The organism is Microbacterium sp., from assembly GCF_031178525.1.
Lineage (GTDB): Bacteria > Actinomycetota > Actinomycetes > Actinomycetales > Microbacteriaceae > Microbacterium.
This window is the reverse complement of the sequence record NZ_JAPSJA010000034.1, coordinates 1-15,939: the sequence shown is the minus strand read 5'-3', so window position 1 is coordinate 15,939 and position 15,939 is coordinate 1. Positions and strand designations below refer to the sequence as shown.

The following is a 15,939-nucleotide window of genomic DNA, read 5'->3' as shown; positions in this document are numbered from 1 at the left end:
CCGCGTTCCGGCCGCCCCCCAGGTGCTACGCAACGAGGTTCACCCCGATCCCGATCCCGAACGCCGCCAGCAGCACGACGGCGACGATGCCCGCGAGCGTGCGCCACGTGAAGGTCGTGCGCATGAGGGCGAGCATCTTGACGTCGACGAGGGGGCCGACGAGCAGGAACACGACGATCGATCCGGGCGAGAACGTCGACGCGAAGGACAGCGCGAAGAAGGCATCGACATTGGAGCAGATTGCGACCGTCATGGCGAGCGCGGTCATCGCCACGATCGACAGGACCGGGTTGGATCCGATCGCCAGCAGCGCGTCGCGCGGCACGATCACCTGCACGGCGCCGGCGATCGCCGAGCCGATCACGAGCGCCGGCATCACGGCGCGCAGCTCGACGACGAACTGCGCGAGGCTGCGGCGACCCCGACCGCCGCTCTCGTGGGTCACGACGTCGCACGTGTCGAGGAATCGCCCTGTCAGCAGGCTCGCGGGATCGGGGTGCCGGCTGTAGATCCAGCCGATCAGATTCGCGATCAGCCAGCCGCCCACGATCCGGGCGATCAGGATGCCGCCGTCCCAGCCGAACGCGGCGTGCGTCGTGACGATGACGATCGGATTCACGATCGGAGCCGCGATCAGGAACGTGAGCGTCTCGGCCGGAGAGACGCCCCGCATCAGCAGGCCGCGCGCGAACGGGACGTTTCCGCACTCGCACACGGGGATGAGCATGCCGAGCAGCGACAGGATCGCGCGCCGCGCCCATGCCCGCCGGGGCATGATCCGCTCGATCACGCCCGCCGGCAGCCACACCTGAACGGCGATCGAGAGGACGACGCCCAGCATCACGAACGGCAGCGACTCGATCAGCACGCTGAGCGCGAGCGTCAGTCCGTCCTGCGCGCGCGTGGGAAGGCCCTGGGGGAAGAGGCGGGGGGCGAAGACGTCCAGGGCGACGAGCACCGCGAGCGCGCCGATGCCGATCCCGAGGCCCGCGAGCACGCGCGACCCCGGCCGCCGGAGGGTCGTCGCGGTCTGCGTCATGCCTTCGCGGCCGCGCACGCCTCGCACACGCCGAAGATGTCGACCACGTGCTCGGCGTCGCGGAAGCCGTGACGGGATGCGGTCTCCTGCGCCCACTGCTCCACGGCGGTCGCCTCGATCTCGACCGTGAGCCCGCAGCTGCGGCAGATCAGGTGATGGTGGTGGCCGCTCATGGTGCAGGCACGGTACAGCGCCTCACCTTCGGGACTCTGCAGCGAGTCGGCCTCGCCGGCGGCCGCGAGACCGGCGAGCGCGCGGTACACGGTCGCGAGGCCGATGCCCGTCTTCTCGTCGCGCAGCGCGGCGTGCAGGCTCTGCGCGCTGACGAAGCCGCGCGCGTCGGCGAGCGCGTCGCGCACGCGCTCCCGCTGCCACGTGTTCCGCTGGACCATGAGACCGAGTCTAGGCCGCGACCCTCAGCGGCTCCTGGGCGGCGGAGACGGCGATCGCCCGGTCCCGGCGCCAGGCGATGAGGCGGCAGACGACGTAGATCAGGAACGAGATCGTGGTGATGTACGGACTCACCGGCAGCGTTCCGGCGATCGCCAGCAGGATGCCGCCCACCGCCGACACGAACCCGAACACCGCGGCCAGCAGCGGCACCGCGAGCGGGCCATGGCTGACCCGCATGGCGGCGGCGGCGGGCGTCACGAGCAGCGCCATGACCAGCAGCGCCCCGATGATGTGCACGGCGACCGCCACGATGAGGCCGAGCAGCAGCATGAAGACGATGCTCACGGCGCTGGAGGGCACGCCTCGCGCGGCCGCGGCCTGGCCGTCGAGCGAGTCGAAGCGCAGCGGGTTCCAGACCACGAGCAGCCCGACGAGCACGACGACGGCGATACCGATCAGCCAGCCGAGGTCGGGGCTCGACACGGAGACGATCTGCCCGGTCAGGAGGCTGAAGCGGTTGGCGCTGCGGCCCTCGTACAGCGACAGGAAAAGGATGCCGAGCCCGAGCCCGAAGGGCATCAGCACGCCCACGATCGAGTTGCGGTCGCGCGCGCGTGATCCGAGCAGCCCGATCAGCACCGCCGCCGCGACCGCGCCGACGAGCGATCCCATCACGACGCTGCCGCCGAACAGCAGGGCCGCCGCGGCGCCGGCGAACGACAGCTCGCTCACGCCGTGCACGGCGAAGGCCATGTCGCGCTGCATGATGAACACGCCGATCAGGCCGCCGACGATGCCGAGCACCGCGCCCGCGACCACGGAGTTGCCGACGAGCTGCAGCAGCGCGCCGTAGTCCTGGAACGAGAAGACGTCGCTCCAGTCGAGAGCGGGGACCATCACGCGGCGCCCACCTCGCCCGGCAGCGCGGGCACGTGGCAGTGGTCGTCGGCGTCCGGCGCGCCCACGACGACCAGCCGCCCGCCGGTGCGCAGCACGTGCACGGGGGCGCCGTACAGGTCGGTCAGCACGTCGGAGCGCAGCACCTCGTCGGGTGTCCCGAGCGTGAAGCGGCCGCCCGCGATGTACAGGATCCGGTCGACGCGGTCCAGGATCGGATTCACGTCGTGCGTGACGAACAGCACGGCCGCGTCGTGCTCGCGCCGCTCGCGGTCGATGATCGCGGTGACGGCCTGCTGGTTCGCGAGGTCGAGGCTCGACAGCGGCTCGTCGCACAGCAGCAGTGCGGGTCCGTCGGCGAGCGCCTGCGCCACGCGCAGCCGCTGCTGCTCGCCGCCGCTCAGCAGCCCGACGGGCCGGTCGGCGTATGCCGATGCGCCGACGGCCTCGAGCAGCGCGTCGACGCGCGCCCGGTCGCCGCGGCGCGGGACGGGCAGGCCGAACCGCGGCCCCTGGATCCCGAGCGCCACGAGGTCGCGTGCGCGCATGCTGGTGCCCGGCGGTAGCGGCAGCTGCTGCGGGATGTAGCCGAGGCGCCGGTCTCCCCGGCGCACCGCGCCACCGGCGACGCGGATCTTCCCCGCGCTCAGGTCCTGCAGGCCCAGGATCGCGCGCAGGAGCGTCGTCTTTCCCGAGCCGCTCGGGCCCAGCACCGCGACGAACTCGCCCGGCCGGACGTCCAGATCGAGCCCGGCCCACAGCTCGCGCCCGCGCAGGCTGAGGCCTGCGCCGGTGATCTCGAGGACGGGTGCGGACGTCATGCTGTCCAGTCTAGATCGGCGAGTGATAATCGTTCTCGCAGCAGCCGGAACACGGCTTCCCGGGCTTCGGCGGGCCGAGATGCGAGGCGGTACGCGGGTGCGTCAGCCAGCGAGCGCCTGCTCGAGGGCCTCGATGTTGGCGGACATCCAGGACACGTAGCTACCGCCCTCGGGCAGCGTCTCGGCGTACTCGACGACGGGGACCTCGGCAGCCTCGGCCGCCTCGATCACGCGCTGGGTCTCGGCTCCCGCGGTCTGCGTGTTGGTGATCAGCACGTCGATCTCGCCGCCTTCGATCGCGTCGAGAGCGGCGAGCAGCGTGGCGGGCGCGACGTCCTGCCCCTCCTCGACGGCCTCCGCGAAGCCGTCGGCGGTGGCGTCCTCGAGGCCCGCTGCGGCCGCGAGGTAGCCGCCCACGGGCTCGGTGAAGAACACGTGCGCCCCCTCATGCGCGGCGGCGACGTCATCCAGAGCCGACTCGAGGCCGTCGATGTCGGCGAGGAGCTTCTCCTGGGCGGCCTGGATGTCGGCGGCGGCGTCGGGGAGCAGCTCGCCGAGCTCGGCGCCGAGTTCCTCGACCAGGTGCGCGATCGTGTGCGGGTCGTACCAGATGTGCTCGTTGAAGCCCTCGATGTGGTCGTGGCCCTCGTGCTCGTGGTCGTGCTCGTGCGCCTCCTCGGTGGCTTCGCCCTCGGCGACCTCACCTTCGGCGTGCTCGTCGGCGGCGTGCTCGTCGGCGGCGTGCTCGCCCTCCGCGTGCTCCTCGGCCCCGGGGTAGTCGTGCGAGTACTCGACGGCCGTGACGACGTGCTCGGTGCCGGCCTCCTCGGTCAGCTGATCCATGAAGGGGTCGTAGCCGCCGCCGTTGAGGATGACGAGGTCGGCCTGCTGCACGGTCAGCTGGTCGCGGGTCGTCGCCTCGTACGAGTGCGGGTCCTGCGTGGGCGAGTCGACGATGGCCGTGACCTCTGCCGCATCCCCGACGAGCTCGGACGCGAGCGAGGCGTAGACGCTGGTCGAGGCGACGATCGAAAAACCCGCACCGTCGTCCGCGCCGCCTGCGTCATCGGCGCCGGTCGTCGAGCAGCCCGCGAGGACGAGCGCGGGAACGGCGAGAGCGGAAGCGAGCACGAGGCGACGAGGCATGGTCTCGATCGTACCGTAATGAGAATCGTTTTCAGAATACGGCGCCGCCGTGAACGACGGCAGCCCCGGCCGAGGGCCGAGGCTGCCGTCACACACGCGCGTCAGTCGAGCAGCAGCGCGGGCTCCTCGAGCACCGACGCGATGTCCGCGAGGAAGCGGCTGATGGCGTCGCCGTCGACAACGCGGTGATCGAACGAGCCGGACACCGTGGTGACCCAGCGCGGGCGCACCTCACCGTCGACGACCCACGGCTTCTGGCGGATGGCGCCCATCGCGACGATCGCCGACTCGCCGGGATTGATGATCGGCGTCCCCGCATCCATCCCGAACACGCCGATGTTGGTGATCGTGATCGTGCCGCCCTGCTGGTCCGCAGGCGTCGTCTTCCCCTCGCGCGCGGTGACGGTCAGGCGCTCGAGCGCCCTGGCGAGATCGCGCATCGACAGCTCGTGCGCGTCCTTGACGTTCGGCACCAGCAGGCCGCGCGGCGTCGCGGCGGCGATGCCGAGGTTGACGTAGTGGCGCACGTGGATCTTCGCGCCGTCCTCGCCGTCGACCCACGCGGAGTTGATCATGGGCGTGCGGCGCACGGCCCAGATCACGGCGCGCGCGACGATCAGCAGCGGCGAGATCTTGATGTCCGCGAAGTCGGGCGATGCCTTGAGCCGCTTGACGTACTCCATGGTGCGCGTGGCGTCGACGTCGGTCCACACCGACACGTGCGGCGCCGTGTGGGCCGATCCCGTCATGGCGGAGGCCGTCGCCTTGCGCACGCCCTTGACGGGGACCTCCTCCACGCGCGCGTCGACGACCGCGGGCGCGGCGGCGGGCGCCGGCACGGGGATCTCCTCGTCGCGCACGGCGGGCCACTCGGGGGTGGAGATGTTGCGGAACACGCTCGCCTGCTGCGCGTGGCCGAGCACGTCCTCGCGCGTCACCTCGCCGGCCGCGCCGCTCGGGCGCACCTCGGCGAGGTCGACGCCCAGGTCGCGCGCGAGCTTGCGGATCGGCGGCTTCGCGATCACGCCGACCGCCGAGGCGACGGGCTTCTCGGGCTTCTTCCGGCGCCGGGTCTGCGCCTCGCCGCCCGTGCCGTAGCCGACGAGCACCGCACCGCCCGCGTCTCCCTCGGGGTGCTGCCCGGGCCCCGTGGGCTCGTGCGCGTCGGGGCCCCCGCCCGCGGGCGCATCCGCCGCCGCGACCGTGATGATCGGCGCGCCGACGTTCACGGTGTCGCCCTCGGCGACGAGCAGCTCGCCCACCGTCCCGGCGAACGGCGAGGGGAGCTCGACGAGCGACTTGGCCGTCTCGATCTCCGCGATCACGTCGTCGACCGCGACGGCGTCACCGGGCGCGACGTGCCAGGAGACGATCTCGGCCTCGGTGAGGCCCTCGCCCACATCCGGGAGGTGGAAGGTCTGCATGATCGGTCCTTACGTCGGCGGTGGGTCAGTAGGCGAGCGCGCGGTCCACGGCTTCCAGCACGCGGTCCGCGTCGGGCAGGTACGCGCCCTCGAGCTTGGCGGCCGGGAACGGCACGTCGAAGCCCGACACCCGCAGCACGGGCGCCTCGAGCGAGTAGAACGCGTGCTCGGCGATCGTCGCGGCGATCTCGCTGCCAACGCTCGCGTGGCCGGGCGCCTCCTGAGCGACGACGACGCGTCCGGTCGAGCGGGCCGAGTCCAGGATCGGTCCGTAGTCGACCGGCGACAGGGACCGCAGGTCGACGACCTCGCAGCTCGTGCCCTCGGCCTCCGCGAGCGCCGCGGCCTGCAGGAGCGTCGTCACCATCGCGCCGTGGCCGACCAGCGTCACGTCCGTGCCCTTGCGGACCACGCGCGAGGCGTGAAGCGGCAGCGCGCGGCCCGACAGGTCGACCTCGCCCTTGTGCCAGTACCGCGACTTGGGCTCGAGGAAGACGACCGGATCGTTCGACGCGATCGCATCCTGGATCATCCAGTACGCGTCGTTCGGCGTCGACGGACTGACCACGCGCAGACCGGGGGTGTGCGCGAAGTACGCCTCGGGGCTCTCCTGGTGGTGCTCGACGGCGCCGATGTGGCCGCCGTAGGGGATCCGGATGACGACCGGCAGCGACAGGGAGCCCTCGTGCCGGTTGGTGAGCTTCGCGAGCTGGGTCGTGATCTGGTCGAAGGCGGGGAAGACGAAGCCGTCGAACTGGATCTCCACGACCGGCCGGAAGCCGGTCATGGCGAGGCCGATCGCGGTGCCGACGATGCCAGACTCCGCCAGCGGGGTGTCGAGCACGCGGCGGTCGCCGAACTCGGCGAGCAGCCCCTCGGTGACGCGGAACACGCCGCCGAGACGGCCGATGTCCTCGCCCATCATGAGCACGCGGGCGCTGTCTGCCATCGCCTTCCGCAGCCCCGCGTTGAGGGCCTTTCCGAAGCTCATCGTCGTGAGCCCGGATGCCGTCTCGGGCATGGTCTGTGCCGTCTGGATGGTCATGCTCACTCCCCTGCCTCGAACGACGCCTCGTAGTCGGAGAGCCACGTGCGCTGCGCGTCCACGAGCGGATGCGGTTCGGAGTACACGTGCGCGAACATCGAGTCCGCGGTGGGCGACTCGAGCTGCGTCGTGCGGGCGCGCACGTCCGCGGCGAGCGCCGCGGACTCCGCGTCCACGTCCGCGAAGAACGCCTCGGATGCGCCGCGGCCCTCCAGGTACGCGCGCATGCGCGTGATCGGGTCGCGCGCGATCCAGGACTGCTCCTCGTCGCTCGTGCGGTACTTGGTGGGGTCGTCGCTCGTGGTGTGGGCGCCCATCCGGTACGTGACGGCCTCGATCGCGCGCGGCCCGCCCCCGGCGCGGGCCTCCTCGAGCGCGGCCTTCGACACCGCGTAGCTCGCGAGCACGTCGTTGCCGTCGACGCGGATGCTCGGCATCCCGTACCCGGCCGCGCGCTCGGCGAGCGGCACGCGCGACTGCGTAGCGACGGGCACCGAGATCGCCCAGTGGTTGTTCTGCAGGAAGAACACCTGCGGCGTCTGGTAGCTCACGGCGAAGACCATCGCCTCGTGCACGTCCCCCTGGCTCGAGGCGCCGTCGCCGTAGTAGACGATGACGGCCTCGTCCTTCTCGGGGTCGCCCGATCCGGACCGCCCGTCGAACGCCAGCCCCATGGCGAAGCCCGTCGCGTGCAGGGTCTGCGAACCCAGCACGAGCGTGTAGATGTGCATGTTGCCGTTCTTCGGATCCGTCGGATCCCAGCCGCCGTGGCTCACGCCGCGCATGAGCTTGATGATGTCGACGGGATCCACGCCGCGGATCCTGCACACGACGTGCTCGCGGTACGACGGGAAGATGTGGTCCTGCGTCCGGGCGGCGCGGGCCGATCCGACCTGCGCGGCCTCCTGACCCTGGGACGGCGGCCACAGCGCGAGCTGGCCCTGACGCTGCAGCAGGGTCGCCTGCCGATCGAACGCACGGATGACCGCCATGTCGCGGTAGAACTGCTCGAGGTCGGCGTCGCTCAGGGCGTCGATCAGCGGCAGGTAGCGCTCGGCGGATTCCGACGGCGCGATGGTGCCGTCCGCCGACAGGATGCGGACGGTGCGGTCGATCTCAGGCTCGGGGAGAGCTCCTGGCGAAGTCACCGTTCCACGCTAACCGCGGGTCAGCGCTCGGCAGAGGGAAGACTCGGGACAACGGATCCGGCGATCCGCAGTACCTTCTCCACAGACTCATGCTCGCCGATCGATATGCGCACTCCCTCGGGGAAGGGGCGCACGATGATCCCGGCGGCGTCGAAGGCCGCGGCGACCGCGGTCGACTCCAGCGTTTCGGAGGCGGGAAGCCACACGAAGTTGCCCTGTGCGTCCGGCACGTCCCAGCCCTGTGCGCGCAGCCCCTCGACGAGAGCCGAGCGGCGCGAGACGAGCTGATCGACCCGCTCGTCGAGCTCCGCCTGATGCGTGAGGCTCGCGACCGCCGCCGCAACGGCCGTGGCCGTGACCGACAGCGGCGTCACGGTGCTGCGCCCGGCGTCGAGCACCCGCGGGTGACCGATCGCGTAACCCACCCGCAGTGCGGCGAGCCCGTACGCCTTCGAGAACGTGCGCAGCACGACGACGTTCGGGTGCGCCTCGAACACCCGCTCGCCCAGACCGTCGACCGCCGCCTCATCCCGCACGAACTCCGCGTACGCCTCGTCGAGCAGGATCAGCACGTCGGCCGGCACCCTGTCGACGAACGCGTGGAACTCGGCGCTCGTGATCACGGGGCCCGTCGGGTTGTTGGGCGTGCACAGCAGGATGACCCGGGTGCGGTCGGTCACCGCCCCGGCCATCGCGTCGAGGTCGTGCCGGCCGTCGGCGAGGTTCGGAACCTCCACGCTCGTGGCGCCCGCGATCAGCGCGAGGCCCGGGTAGGCCTCGAAGGAGCGCCACGAGTAGACGATCTCGTCGCCCACGGTCGCGGCGGCCTGGATGAAGGCCTGCAGCAGCGCGACGCTGCCCGCGCCGACCAGCACGGCCTCGGGCTCGACGCCGTACTTTGCACCGAGCGCCGCCCGCAGGTTCGCGGCCGTGGCGTCGGGGTAGCGGTTGAAGTCGGCGGCGGCGCGGGCCGCCTCCACCACGCCGGGCAGCGGCGGGAAAGGATTTTCGTTGCTCGAGAGCTTGAAGCCGCTCGGATCGGCGGCACGCCCCTGCTTGTACGGCGGCAGCGCCGCGATCTCGGGCCGGATGCGAGGCAACGTGGTCATGCGTCGATTCTCTCCTGCCCGGCGGCGACATCCATCGCACCGCGGCGACATCGCTCGGGCGCGGCCCCGGGACGGCGGGCGACGGGTGCGCTCCACGGCGCCGCGGTGCGAGACTCGGGGCATGCGCTTCCTCATCCGCGTCGTCGTGAACGCCTTCGCCATCTGGGTCGTGACGCTGATGCCGCTGCTGCAGGTGAGCGTGACGCCGTTCGCTCCCGGCGGGGACCTGCAGCTCGTCCTGACCCTGCTCGTCGTCGCGGCGATCTTCGCCATCGTGAACACGATCGTCGGCACGGTCATCAGGATCGTCGCGTTCCCGCTGTACATCCTGACGCTCGGGCTGATCTCGCTCGTCGTGAACGGCTTCCTGCTGTGGCTGACCGCCGTCATCACGGGCGCGTGGAGCTGGGGTCTGACGGTCGGCGACTTCTGGTGGGGCGTCGTCGCGGCGTTCGTGATCAGCGTCATCAACTGGCTGTTCGGCATCATCCTGCGGCCTCAGCGGAAGAAGGACTGACTCATTCGGGCAGGCGGTTGGCGCTGTACTCGGTGACCTCGACGGTCTCGGCCTCGGCGAGCGCGGCGAGGTGCTCCCGGAACGGTGCCATGCGCGCGTCGCCGCTCGCCTCCACCTCCTCCAGGAGCCCGAGGTAGCCGCCGAACGCGTGCGCGTCCGGGTCCGGCCACCGCCCCGGTTCGCCGTCGGCTCCGTAGTCGCCGCGCACGGCGAGACTGTCGGGCGAGCCGACGACGCCGGGGATGCCGCCCCCGCTCAGCGAGCCGACGAGATCGTCCTCGAACGCGACGTGCATCGTGAGCGTCGCGGAGTCGTGCGGCACGACCGCCGGCTGGCCGAGCGCGAGGACGGAGTCGACCCGGTACTCGCCCTTGAGTGCGACGGCGTTGGCGGCCATCACGCCCTGCGAGTGCCCCGTGAGGTCGATCACGTCCCCCGGCCGGGCGCCGGCCAGCCGGAGCGCCTCCTCGACGACATCGGATGATGCGCCCTCCTGCCCGGCATGCTGCGCCAGGTTCGACTCCATGTCGAACGCCTCACCGGGATCCCGCTCGAGCATGTCGCGCGTGCCGGAGACGTACACGCCGTAACGCGTCGCCCCGCCCGCGAACGTCAGCTTTTCGATCCGCACGCGCGCGGCGCCCTCGCCGTAGGGGATCCGCGCGCCGCGCTCGCGCAGCGACGCGGGAGGGCGTGCGGCGGGGACCGGACGCGCCCACACCTCGATGGGATCGCTTCTCGGCGTGGGCGGCGCGCCGCGCGACCGCTCCGCGCGTGCCGCCCTGACGGAGCCGATCGCCGCGCCGAGCAGCTCGCCGAACGCATACTCGTCCGACATCGCGGTGGGCGCGTGCCGCGGTGCGTCCGGGGCGAGCGGAAGCAGCCACTCCAACCCGGACAGCCAGCTCGCGTCCCACTCCGCGAGCAGGGCGCGCGCCTCCTCTCGCGCGCCGGGGCTGCGCGCCTCGAGGCCGTCCAGCCGCCGCTCGAGCAGGCGGGCGTCTCTTGCGGCATCGGTGTGCGGCGCATCGGAGGCCCGCAGCAGCGCGAGGCGCGCCTCGGTGTCGGCGGCGTCGTAGACGTCCGCTGCCCGGCGCAGGTCACCAGCTGTGGCCGCGGCCGCGAGCGACGCCTGCGCGGCCCGCGCGGAGACGTGCCATGCCGGATCGCGGTGGTACGGCGGCGCGATGGCGAACCAGGCGGACATCGCCTGGTTCGAGGCGGCCGTCATCCTCCCCGCCACCACGTCGAAGCGCGCTGCCGCATCCCGCAGCAGGTGCGTGGCGACCGCGATCGCGGCGCCCGACCGGATCTCGTAGCCCTCAGCCATCGCACCGCGCGTCCGTCGCGAGGAAGGTCCCCTCCTGCCGCAGCCCGGCGGCAGCCGCGCCGCAGGCCTCGGCCAGCGCGCTCGACTCCCGCCACTGCGCAGCGGCGGCGTCCCGGAACCTCTCGGCCGCGGAGGCCATCCATGCCACCACCTCCTGCATCGCGGCGAGCTCGTCGCGCGCGGCGCTCAACTCGCCGAGCGCCGCGTCGAGCTGCGCGCACGCCTCGGCGGGGAAACCGCATCCGTTCCGTTCGGCCACGCCCCCGACTCTCCCGCCGGTGGGCGTCGGGATGCGGCCGCCGACGGGGATTCTGAGCGGGCGGGGCCCGTTCGCCCGGTGTGGACGAGGCTCTCGCGCGTGGACAAGCCGTCCTGCGCGGGCAGAATGGGCGCATGCCCGATCCGGCCCCGTTCCGCGTCGTCTTCGTGTGCACGGGGAACATCTGCCGCTCGCCCATGGCGGAGGTCGTGTTCCGCACGCTCGCGGTGGACGCGGGCCTGGGCGACCGCGTGACGTCATCGAGCGCGGGAACGGGCGACTGGCACGTCGGCGAGCGGGCCGACGCCCGCGCGCTGGCGGCCCTCGACCGCCGTGGGTATGACGGCTCTGCGCACCGCGCGAGGCAGTTCACGGTCACGGCGTTCCACGACAACGACCTGGTGGTCGCCCTGGATCGTTCTCACGAGCGCATCCTGCGGCACTGGGCGCAGGACGACGATCATCGCGACCGGATCTCGCTGCTGACCTCCTTCGACGCGACGGCCGCGGCACCGGACGTGCCCGACCCCTATTACGCCGACGACCGGGCGTTCGACGACGTGCTCGGTATGATCGAGAGCGCCAGCCGTGCCCTGTTCCGTCAACTCGAACCGGCGATCCGGCCACCTCGATCCGCCCACTGACCCCGACCGGAGGTCTCGCGTGACCGCTCTTCCCGTCCAGCCGCTCAGCCCCCTCGACGGCCGCTACCAGGCCGCGGTCTCGCCGCTCGGCGAGTACCTGTCGGAGGCGGGCCTGAACCGGGCCCGCGTCGAGGTCGAGGTCGAGTGGATCATCACGCTCACAAACCACTCGCTGTTCGGTACGACTCCGCTGACGCAGGACGAGAAGCACCAGCTGCGCGCGCTGTACCTGACGTTCGGCCAGGCGGAGATCGACTGGCTCGCCGAGCGCGAGGCCGTGACCCGCCACGACGTCAAGGCCGTCGAGTACCTCGTGCGCGACCGCCTGAGCACGCTCGGCCTCGACCGCGTCGCCGAGCTCACCCACTTCGGCTGCACGAGCGAGGACGTCAACTCCCTCGCCTACGCGCTCACGGTCAAGCGCGCCGTGAACGACGTGTGGCTGCCCGCGTTCCGGGGTGTGATCCAGCGTCTGCGCGACCTCGCTCTGGAGCACGCGGACGCCGCCATGCTGTCGCGCACGCACGGTCAGCCCGCGACGCCCACCACGATGGGCAAGGAGCTCGCCGTGTTCGTGTGGCGCCTCGAGCGCGTGCTCGCGCAGATCGACGGCAGCGAATACCTCGGCAAGTTCTCGGGCGCCACCGGCACGTGGTCGGCGCACCTGGCGGCCGCACCGCAGGTCGCGTGGCCGAACATCGCCCGCGAGTTCGTCGAGTCGCTCGACCTGACGTTCAACCCGCTCACGACGCAGATCGAGTCGCACGACTGGCAGGTCGAGCTGTACGACCGCATCCGTCACGCGGGCGGCATCCTTCACAACCTCGCGACCGACGTCTGGACCTACATCTCGCTCGGCTACTTCGCGCAGATCCCCGTCGCGGGCGCGACCGGATCGTCGACCATGCCGCACAAGATCAACCCGATCCGCTTCGAGAACGCTGAGGCGAACCTCGAGCTGTCCGGCGCGCTGCTCGCCGCGCTCAGCTCGACCCTCGTCACCTCGCGTCTGCAGCGCGACCTGACCGACTCGACGACGCAGCGCAACATCGGCGTGGCCTTCGGGCACTCTCTGCTCGCACTCGACAACCTGACGCGCGGCCTCGGCGAGATCTCCCTCTCCCGCGACGTGCTCCTGGCCGACCTCGACGCGAACTGGGAGGTGCTCGGTGAGGCGATCCAGACGGTGGTGCGCGCCGAGGTCACGGCCGGTCGGTCGACCATCCAGGACCCGTACGCCCTGCTGAAGGAGCTCACGCGCGGCCGCCGCGTCCGCGCCGCCGATCTCGCGGACTTCGTGAAGGGTCTCGAGATCGGCGACGAGGCGAAGCAGCGCCTGCTCGAGCTCACGCCCGCGACCTACACCGGCCTCGCCGAGCAGCTCACCCGCTCGAAGCTCTGACGGGCCTCGCCGCCAGGCGAGCATCCGCCGACGCACCCGCCGACGCACCAAACCACATGGCCTGAACGAGACGACATCGTTGTTCCCGCTCGGGCCATGTGGTTTCGTTCAGGCGATGTGGTTTGGACGAGGTGCGGGGTGAGCCAGCCTGTTCGGCACGGTCGCGGCGGACTGCCCGTTCGGCCACGGCCACGAGTTCGCCGGTGCCGTCGTCGGCCTGATCGGCGCCGGCGCGACCGGGTCAGTCCTCGTCGGTCTCGCTCTGGTTGCGCAGCGCCTCGTCGTCCAGCAGCGCGAGGTCGGCACGCGTGACGAGCTGCGACGTGACCGCGTACTCGACGAGCCGCGCCCGGCGGTTCGTGGCGAGCTTGCCCGGGCCGCCGCGCAGCCCCTGCACGCCCATCCGATCGAGCTTGTCGCACACGTTGTCGAGCTTGCGGTTGAACTTGCTCATCGTCCAGCCGAGGCGCTGCGCGGCCGCGCTCGACGACGGCAGCTCGCTCACACTGACGCCCTCCCGGCGCAGCATCGGCTCGGCGAGCGCGACGATCAGCAGCTTCTGCAGCGGCGTGAAGCTGACGGGCATGACCGTGGTCTCGCCGCTCATCGAGGCCTCGATCTGGCTGGAGACGGCGTACTGCGCCTCCTCCGTGTACAGCATCAGCTCGTACGTCGTGGGCCCGGCGGTGAAGACGATGACGCTCTGGGCGAAGACGACGGGCATGCGCGCACCGGGCGACAGCCACGACTGCACGGCACCCCCGGCGCTCGAGATGGTCGCAGCGAGGCGCGAGCCCACGTTCGCGAGCCACCACAGACCGTCGTGGTACTGCAGTTCGAGGAACTGGCGGTGCAGATACTGATTGTCGTCGATCTCGAGATCGCCCTCGCGGCCGATCACGAAGGGACGACCCATCGGCACCTCGTGCCATTCGCCGGCGAATTCAACTCGCAGCGGCGCGATCCTGCCCGGCATCGTATTGATCTCGACCTCGTCCAACGCACCCGTCGACGGATTCACCTCTGTCAAAGCCCGACCCCCTCCGTGACATATTGTCACGCCACGCGTGTCGTCGTCCGGCAGACGTGCGGCTCGCCCGGATCAGTCGAGGAAAAGCGGCGGATTCGCCTGCAATATCCGCGTGCGTCCGGCGACGTCCGAGGTTTGCTCGGCCGCGGGATGGAAGAAGTCGGCCCCGTCGACGAATTCAGGAATGGAGAATGCGCTCGTCGTCACATCGACATCGCAGAGCCGCTCAGTCGAACGACGGTCGAAGCTGCTCGCGCACGTCCTCGTCGTTCGCCGGCGTCACATTCCAGCGGCTCGCGTCCTCGTCCTCGAACGTCACGCCATAGCGCCCCGACGTGCGGTGGAACTGCACGAGGGCCTTCTTGGGCAGCTCGTCCGAGATTGTCCACGAGGGCGCGGATGAGGACTGCGGACGCCTTCTCCGACGAGCTGATCGTCTCGGCCTGATCGGCAGAGGGATCGCGTTCCGGCATACAGTCGCTGTTCCGGCGCCTCAAGCGACCGAGGAGTCCTCGTCCGCCTCGGGGTGGAAGTAGTCGTCCCACTCGCCGAACTCGGGGATGGGGAGCCAGTTCGCCGTCACGTCGACGTCACGGAACTCCCGCGTCTCGACCTCCGACGGCTCGCCGAAGCCGCGGCGGGTCGTGCGATCCTCCTTGGCGTACCCATCCGGGCGGAACTGCATGCTCACGCTGCCGAGCGATTCGCTGCGGCTGAAGAAGCGCTCACCCTCGGGGTAGACGTACCACGTGATCGCATCGAGGAACAGCCGGTCCTCATCCCCGGTGTAGGGCGCATCATCTTGCGGCTGGTAGTACGCGCCCCAGGTATACGACGCGTCGATCGACCCGTGCGGGTTGAGCTTGTGCAGCGTGACACCGTTCCCTCGGGGACTCACTTGCAGGTACGCACTCGGCCGCTCCTCGCCCGGCTCGAGGAGCACCACACCGAACCACGCATCCCGCCGCACCGCGTCGAGCGCATACCGCTGCGCGGCCTCGTCCGCCGTCAGCTCTGTGCTGAACAGCCCCCACCGCTTGTTCGGATGCTCCGGTCCCGCGCCGACCTTGTCCGTGTAGATGTAACGCTGTGTCATTGTGCTCCTAGCTGTACACGTTGCCGAGGACGTCGCGGATGATCACGCGCGGTTCCAAGCCGTTCGCGTAGTCGATGATCTCCTGCGGCACCGTCCCATTCTGCACAGGCACCTCCAGAATCGGGTCGCCCTCGAGCACTCGCCCGTCGGCGAGCCTGGTGCTGGGCGCGTACTTGGCGAGGACCTCGTCGAGGTACCGCATCGCGGTCTCGGGCCGCACGCCGTCGAGCTGAGTGTTCTTGCGAGAAACGATCGCGATCGGCGGATCGTACGAGTCGACGTACTTCCCGTCGGCGGTGCGGACCTCGTTCTCCGGGTATCGATGATGATTCTGGTAATTGAACTGCTGCCCCTCGGCCATGCGCCGGCGCCAGTACGGAAGATCCGTCCGATCGAGCCGCTCGTTCAGCCAGTCGGGGTTGCGAGTGCGGTCGACCGGCGGAGGCGTGCCGGGCGTGTGGGCGTCGGGTCTGGTGGCCGTGTCGGGTTTGCCGTCGAAGCGGTCCTCGCCGCGGATCTTCTTGACCCAGTCATCCAGCTGATCACTGTGATTGCGGGCCAACTGCGGCAACTTCGCATCCGCATGCCGCGCACCCCGCAACGCCGCCTCAGACAGGCTGTCGAAGATCGGCTTGAACT

At 71.0% G+C, this 15,939-nt stretch carries 19 protein-coding genes; 3 read left to right on the top strand and 16 right to left on the bottom strand.

Features of this window, described 5'->3' with window-relative positions:
• Positions 1-25 precede the first annotated feature (25 nt).
• The 9 genes from RIF89_RS04275 to RIF89_RS04235 all read right to left on the bottom strand — a co-directional run bounded on the left by RIF89_RS04275 (position 26) and on the right by RIF89_RS04235 (position 9,022).
• Positions 26-1,039 (bottom strand): permease, encoded by a 1,014-nt coding sequence (locus tag RIF89_RS04275; protein ID WP_309067903.1) that lies wholly within the window; start codon positions 1,037-1,039, stop codon positions 26-28.
• Positions 1,036-1,431: a transcriptional repressor gene (locus RIF89_RS04270; protein ID WP_309067902.1), complete on the bottom strand. Its 396-nt coding sequence runs from the start codon at positions 1,429-1,431 to the stop codon at positions 1,036-1,038. The genes RIF89_RS04275 and RIF89_RS04270 overlap by 4 nt, the downstream gene beginning before the upstream one ends.
• 10 nt (positions 1,432-1,441) lie before the next feature.
• Complete coding sequence (locus RIF89_RS04265; protein WP_309067906.1) at positions 1,442-2,329, bottom strand: metal ABC transporter permease; 888 nt, start codon at positions 2,327-2,329, stop codon at positions 1,442-1,444.
• Positions 2,329-3,150, bottom strand: a complete 822-nt coding sequence (locus RIF89_RS04260; RefSeq protein WP_309067901.1) for a metal ABC transporter ATP-binding protein — start codon at positions 3,148-3,150, stop codon at positions 2,329-2,331. Before RIF89_RS04260 ends, RIF89_RS04265 begins: the two co-directional genes overlap by 1 nt.
• A gap of 102 nt (positions 3,151-3,252) precedes the next feature.
• On the bottom strand, positions 3,253-4,296 hold the full coding sequence (locus RIF89_RS04255; protein ID WP_309067900.1) for a metal ABC transporter solute-binding protein, Zn/Mn family: 1,044 nt from the start codon (positions 4,294-4,296) through the stop codon (positions 3,253-3,255).
• 101 nt (positions 4,297-4,397) lie between these two features.
• Positions 4,398-5,720: a dihydrolipoamide acetyltransferase family protein gene (locus RIF89_RS04250; RefSeq protein ID WP_309067899.1), complete on the bottom strand. Its 1,323-nt coding sequence runs from the start codon at positions 5,718-5,720 to the stop codon at positions 4,398-4,400.
• Positions 5,721-5,745: 25 nt separating this feature from the next.
• Complete coding sequence (locus RIF89_RS04245; RefSeq protein WP_309067905.1) at positions 5,746-6,711, bottom strand: alpha-ketoacid dehydrogenase subunit beta; 966 nt, start codon at positions 6,709-6,711, stop codon at positions 5,746-5,748.
• A gap of 56 nt (positions 6,712-6,767) precedes the next feature.
• Positions 6,768-7,913 carry a pyruvate dehydrogenase (acetyl-transferring) E1 component subunit alpha gene (gene pdhA / locus RIF89_RS04240; protein WP_309067898.1) on the bottom strand — a complete coding sequence of 382 codons (1,146 nt, stop codon included), beginning with the start codon at positions 7,911-7,913 and terminating at the stop codon, positions 6,768-6,770.
• A 20-nt stretch (positions 7,914-7,933) separates the two neighbouring features.
• Positions 7,934-9,022 carry a histidinol-phosphate transaminase gene (locus tag RIF89_RS04235; RefSeq protein WP_309067897.1) on the bottom strand — a complete coding sequence of 363 codons (1,089 nt, stop codon included), beginning with the start codon at positions 9,020-9,022 and terminating at the stop codon, positions 7,934-7,936.
• A gap of 121 nt (positions 9,023-9,143) precedes the next feature.
• Here RIF89_RS04235 and RIF89_RS04230 point away from each other — a divergent pair, with 121 nt between their 5' ends.
• A complete protein-coding gene (locus tag RIF89_RS04230) occupies positions 9,144-9,539 on the top strand; it encodes a phage holin family protein (RefSeq protein ID WP_309067896.1) in 396 nt (131 codons plus the stop codon).
• Between the two features lies 1 nt (position 9,540).
• Here the strand turns inward: RIF89_RS04230 and RIF89_RS04225 are convergent, their stop codons facing one another.
• Both RIF89_RS04225 and RIF89_RS04220 read right to left on the bottom strand, forming a co-directional pair.
• Positions 9,541-10,869 (bottom strand): hypothetical protein, encoded by a 1,329-nt coding sequence (locus RIF89_RS04225; protein ID WP_309067895.1) that lies wholly within the window; start codon positions 10,867-10,869, stop codon positions 9,541-9,543.
• Positions 10,862-11,128: a hypothetical protein gene (locus tag RIF89_RS04220; RefSeq protein ID WP_309067894.1), complete on the bottom strand. Its 267-nt coding sequence runs from the start codon at positions 11,126-11,128 to the stop codon at positions 10,862-10,864. Before RIF89_RS04220 ends, RIF89_RS04225 begins: the two co-directional genes overlap by 8 nt.
• Positions 11,129-11,262: 134 nt before the next feature.
• On the opposite strand from RIF89_RS04220, the gene RIF89_RS04215 reads away from it, so the two are divergent.
• Positions 11,263-11,772 (top strand): low molecular weight protein-tyrosine-phosphatase, encoded by a 510-nt coding sequence (locus RIF89_RS04215; RefSeq protein ID WP_309067893.1) that lies wholly within the window; start codon positions 11,263-11,265, stop codon positions 11,770-11,772.
• Positions 11,773-11,791: 19 nt separating this feature from the next.
• The gene (gene purB, locus RIF89_RS04210) at positions 11,792-13,174 is read left to right on the top strand and encodes an adenylosuccinate lyase (RefSeq protein ID WP_309067892.1); all 1,383 of its coding nucleotides are present in this window, start codon (positions 11,792-11,794) and stop codon (positions 13,172-13,174) included.
• Between the two features lie 241 nt (positions 13,175-13,415).
• On the opposite strand, the gene RIF89_RS04205 is transcribed toward purB, so the two are convergent.
• The 5 genes from RIF89_RS04205 to RIF89_RS04185 all read right to left on the bottom strand — a co-directional run.
• Positions 13,416-14,138: a hypothetical protein gene (locus RIF89_RS04205; protein ID WP_309067904.1), complete on the bottom strand. Its 723-nt coding sequence runs from the start codon at positions 14,136-14,138 to the stop codon at positions 13,416-13,418.
• A gap of 138 nt (positions 14,139-14,276) precedes the next feature.
• Positions 14,277-14,411: a hypothetical protein gene (locus RIF89_RS04200; protein WP_309067891.1), complete on the bottom strand. Its 135-nt coding sequence runs from the start codon at positions 14,409-14,411 to the stop codon at positions 14,277-14,279.
• 19 nt (positions 14,412-14,430) lie between these two features.
• A complete protein-coding gene (locus tag RIF89_RS04195; protein WP_309067890.1) occupies positions 14,431-14,556 on the bottom strand; it encodes a hypothetical protein in 126 nt (41 codons plus the stop codon).
• A 141-nt stretch (positions 14,557-14,697) separates the two neighbouring features.
• Positions 14,698-15,300 carry a hypothetical protein gene (locus tag RIF89_RS04190; protein WP_309067889.1) on the bottom strand — a complete coding sequence of 201 codons (603 nt, stop codon included), beginning with the start codon at positions 15,298-15,300 and terminating at the stop codon, positions 14,698-14,700.
• Between the two features lie 7 nt (positions 15,301-15,307).
• Positions 15,308-15,939, bottom strand: a 632-nt coding sequence (locus RIF89_RS04185) for a hypothetical protein (protein ID WP_309067888.1), incomplete at its 5' end; no start/stop codon positions are given.